Source organism: Protofrankia sp. CiP1_Cm_nod3, assembly GCF_982290655.1.
Genome location: NZ_CEVIVD010000083.1, coordinates 18797 through 22777, shown reverse-complemented (window position 1 = coordinate 22777; position 3981 = coordinate 18797). Strand labels below are relative to the sequence as shown.

General features: G+C 70.5%; 4 protein-coding genes. 3 read left to right on the top strand and 1 reads right to left on the bottom strand.

Annotation, left to right across the window (positions count from 1 at the left end):
- The first annotated feature begins 180 nt into the window (after positions 1–180).
- The gene (locus AC5LUJ_RS15905; protein ID WP_493465189.1) at positions 181–516 is read left to right on the top strand and encodes an SAM hydroxide adenosyltransferase; all 336 of its coding nucleotides are present in this window, start codon (positions 181–183) and stop codon (positions 514–516) included.
- Positions 517–584: 68 nt separating this feature from the next.
- Here AC5LUJ_RS15905 and pucL read toward each other — a convergent pair whose 3' ends face one another.
- Complete coding sequence (gene pucL / locus AC5LUJ_RS15900) at positions 585–1457, bottom strand: factor-independent urate hydroxylase (protein WP_250290811.1); 873 nt, start codon at positions 1455–1457, stop codon at positions 585–587.
- 673 nt (positions 1458–2130) lie between these two features.
- On the opposite strand from pucL, the gene AC5LUJ_RS15895 reads away from it, so the two are divergent.
- Positions 2131–3492, top strand: a complete 1362-nt coding sequence (locus tag AC5LUJ_RS15895; protein WP_493465188.1) for a L,D-transpeptidase — start codon at positions 2131–2133, stop codon at positions 3490–3492.
- Between the two features lie 179 nt (positions 3493–3671).
- Positions 3672–3981 (top strand): hypothetical protein (locus AC5LUJ_RS15890; protein ID WP_493465187.1); only part of this gene is annotated, 310 nt, incomplete at its 3' end.

Here is a 3981-nt window from a genome sequence, read left to right as displayed (position 1 = left end):
GACGGGCACCAGACGGACCCGGGCCCGTCCGGTGCCCGTCCGTCCGGTGCCCGCCCGGCGGCCCCGGGTCCGTCTGGTGCCCGTCCGTCTGATGCTCGTTCGTGCGGCGCCAGCCTGGTTGATGGCCGTCCAGCCGGGGTCGGCCCCGCCGCTGGGGAGGTGCGCACCGGAGAGCCGGGCGTGACCGGCGGGGCAGCGCCGGTGGGGGTCGAGGTGGAGGCCGAGGTGGTCACCGTCGACACCTACGGCAACGTGCAGGTGGCCGCGGACGCGGCCCTGCTGGCCTCGGCCGGGATGCGGCCCGGCCATCTGCTCCGCGTCGTCGTGGGCACCGTGGTGACCACGGCCGTGTTCGGGATCACGTTCGCCTCGGTGGCTCCCGGCGAGCTTGTCGTCTACGTCGACTCCGCGGGCCTGGTGGCGCTCGCGGTCAACCGGGGCAGCGCCGCACAGCGCCTGGCGGCCGCGGCCGGGGATCCCCTCCGGCTGTCAGCGGCGCGCCCGGCTCCCTCGTGACCACGAGTCCGAGCCCACCAGCCGGGATGACGCGCAGCCGGCCGGCCGCCGTCGTCGTCGGGGAACGTCTACCAGGCTGACTCCGCCGCGGGCACGTCGTCCCGCAGGACAGTCCCCTCGATTTTTCCATATGGCCGGTCGGCCACCTGGAAGACGACGTCGGGATTGTCCAGCCCGAAGGGCGTCAGGTCGACCGGGAAATGGTGCCTGTTCGGCATGGACAGCCGGATTTCGGCCACTTCGGCATGGGCGGCGAGGACCTCTCGTCCCATGGCGTACAGGGTCTGTTGCAGCGCGCTGCTGGGGACCTGGGCAAACGTCTCGAGCAATGTCGCCCGGATGCTCGGGAACAACGTGCCGAAATCGACGGCGGCGCTCGTGCAGCGCCAGCGGGCGGTGATTTCGGTCGCCAGGACGCGGTCGTCCGTTCCGGCCAGTGTAGTGTAGTTGTCCCGGATGAATCCCCGGAATGCCGAACCGGTCGACTTCAGTACGACCAGGCCGGCTGTCCCGGAAACGACATGCGCGGTGTCCCGGTCGACGGTGACCGTCGCCGTCCGGTATTCGCCGCCGGTGCGGAGGAACGCGTGGTCGTGCCCGTGGCCGTCCACCTCGATCCGTTGCCAGCCGTATTCTGCGATCTCCAGCCGCGCGCCGGTGACCCACGGGGTGGCGGTGGTGAAGTGCCGGGCGAGCCGCAGGCCGAACTGTTCGATCTCACCGACACCGCCTGTGCGGGCGAACGCGTGGACGGTGTTCTTCTGGGTGTCGGTGGCCAGGATGTGACTGTTGTCACCGTCGACGTGCGCGCTGGTGAAGTCGCCCCACAGCGCCGACGTGACGCTGATGTCCCGGATCCGGTGCACCGGTGTCGAGCGCTCGATGTGGACGAGCCTGATCTCCGCTTTTCCGTACCTGTTGGGGCCGAGAACGACTGCCATCGCGCCTCCGTGGTCGGGGGCCGGACCCTTGCGTCGGTCCGGGGTCTTTACCGCGTCGAACTATTGTGTGTCGAACTGTTGCGTGTCGCGCTGTTGTGCTTAGGACTGTCGCGTGTAGGGCTGTTCCGTGTCGGGCTGTTGCGGGCTGGTCCGTCGGCCGGCCCGGCCGGCCCGGCCGGCGCGCCCGCTCGGGGCGACGTTACCCGCCGCCTCCGGGTCACTGGTTGTGACTTCCCGGCGCGGACGAGGCGCCTCGCGTCTCGTCCGGCCAAATCGGTCGCCGAGCGGACGCAACCTCTGAAAGCACTCAGGCGTCGGACGGGACGATGAGGGAGGGGATATGAAGCACTCGCGGAGAAGGTTACTCTCCGCATTCGCGCGTTGTACAAATGGTTATCGTCGTCCGTTTGACACCGGCCATTTCAATGATCAATGCGTCACTGGCCCGGCCGCTGGGTACGGTCCGGCTGTGAATGAGTGGGAGGCACTCAGGACGGGCCGGTCAATGAGGCAGGTTCGTATCCCGGCCCGCCGTATCCCGGTCTGTCGTTCCGCGGCGGTCTGTCGTTCCGCGGCCGGTGGGGTGGGGCCCGGTCCAGTAGGCGCCCGAACCCACGACAAGGACAGCTGCCACACCTTCTTCGGACGGGCGCATCGTTCGGGGCCTTACGGTGTGCGCAGGCCGCCCGGCGCGGGGGGAACGCGTGGCGCAGGAGGAGCACGCCCGCACGGCATATCCTCCTCACAACGGTCGCTCATATCGACCGTCGGCGCGGCGCTGCTCGTCTGTATCGCCCTGACCTCGTGCTCACCGCGGACGGACGGGACGGGTTCGGCGTCCGCCCCCGGTGGCCTGGCCGCGCCGACCGCGGCGGCACCGCAGATCACCATCACGCCCGCGGACCGCTCCCAGGGCGTGGCGCTCACCAGCACCGTGGTGGTGCGCGGTAACGCTCCGCTACAGTCGGTGAAGGTGCTGCGGGGGGCGAGCAAGTCCCAGGACACCTCCGCCGGTGAGCTGGCCGGCCAGCTCTCCGCGGACGGCAGGACCTGGACGTCCACCGGCGGGCTCTTCGCGGACACGCAGTACCAGGTGTCGGCGACGACGGTCCCCGCGAACGGCGTGGCGGGCACCGCGACCACGGCGGCCACCTTCACCACGGTGAATCCGGCGAAACCCTTCAAGGTGTCGTGGGAACCGGCCGCCGGGCAGGCCGTCGGTATCGGCACACCCATCACACTGACCTTCAACGCGGCGGTCACCGACCGGGCGGCCGTTCAGAAGCGTCTGATGGTCACCACCGACCCGCCGGTCAACGGCGCCTGGAACTGGGCGTCGAACCAGGTCGTGCGTTGGCGCCCGCAGCAGTACTGGAAAGCGGGGACCAAGGTGCACGTCGAGGCGAATCTCGCCGGGCTGGACGCCGGCGGCAGCCGTTTCGGCGTGAAGGACCGGGCCATGGATTTCGTCATCGGCCCGGCGCAGATCAGTTATGTCGACGCCGCCACCCACACGATGAAGGTATATCGCAACGGCGTCCTGCAGAAGACCATGGCGGTCAGTCTCGGCAAGCCCTCGTCGCCGACCATGGACGGCCCGCACAACGTCCTCGGCACCGCCCAGACGGTGATTATGGACTCCGCGACGGTCGGTATTCCCAAGGGCGATCCGGACTACTACTACGAAACCGTCCAGTGGAACGTGCAGTTCACCAGCGGCGGTGAGTACGTCCACTCGGCGCCGTGGTCGGTCGGCGCGCAGGGGCAGGACAACGTCTCGCACGGCTGCGTGAACGCGTCGCCGGCGGACGCCGAATGGTTCTACCGGTTCAGCCGGCTGGGCGACATCGTCGATGTGCGCAACACCGGCCGGTCGCCGGACACCTCCCAGCTCGGCAACGAGTGGTCGATCTCCTGGAATCGGTGGGTCGCGGGCAGCGCCCTGCCGGTGACGGCCGCGACCACCGCGCCGCCGCCGGCGGACGCGGGCATCGTCGGCGCGGCGGCCAGCCCGCCACCGACGATCCGTTCCTGACAACCGCCGCCGGCCGCATCTGCTCGTCCGGCCGGCGGCGTGGGGCACCGGCCGGACGGTAGGTGCGGCCGGGAAGCGATGATCTCCCGGGATGGTTGGGCTAAAGGTTGTCCCGACCCGACCAGCCATCCGGGGAGATTCGCGCGAACAGCATCCCGTCCGACCATCACGGCGGCCTCGTGACGCCGGGCTCAACCGGCCAGCCGGCTGGGCCGGCCCAGCCGACACCGCCGGCCCAGCCGACACCGCCGGCCCAGCCGGCGTCCGGGCCGGGCTGGCTGCGCCGGCTGGGCGGGTGTGTCCTGCGCTACCGGCGCAACGCGGCCGTGGCCTGCGGCGCGGCGGTGCTGGCCACCGTGCTCGCCGCGATCACGCCACTGATCGAGCGTGGGGTGATCGACAACGTCGTGGTCGGCCACCGGCATCCGCTCGCGCCCTATGTGGCCGCGCTGCTCGCGGCCGGGAGTCTGCGTTTTGCCGCGAGCTACG

Bases quoted from the DNA above. Each gene is read 5' to 3' on its own strand.
- pucL (WP_250290811.1), bottom strand. From the start codon at position 1,457: ATGGCAGTCGTTCTCGGCCCCAACAGGTACGGAAAAGCGGAGATCAGG.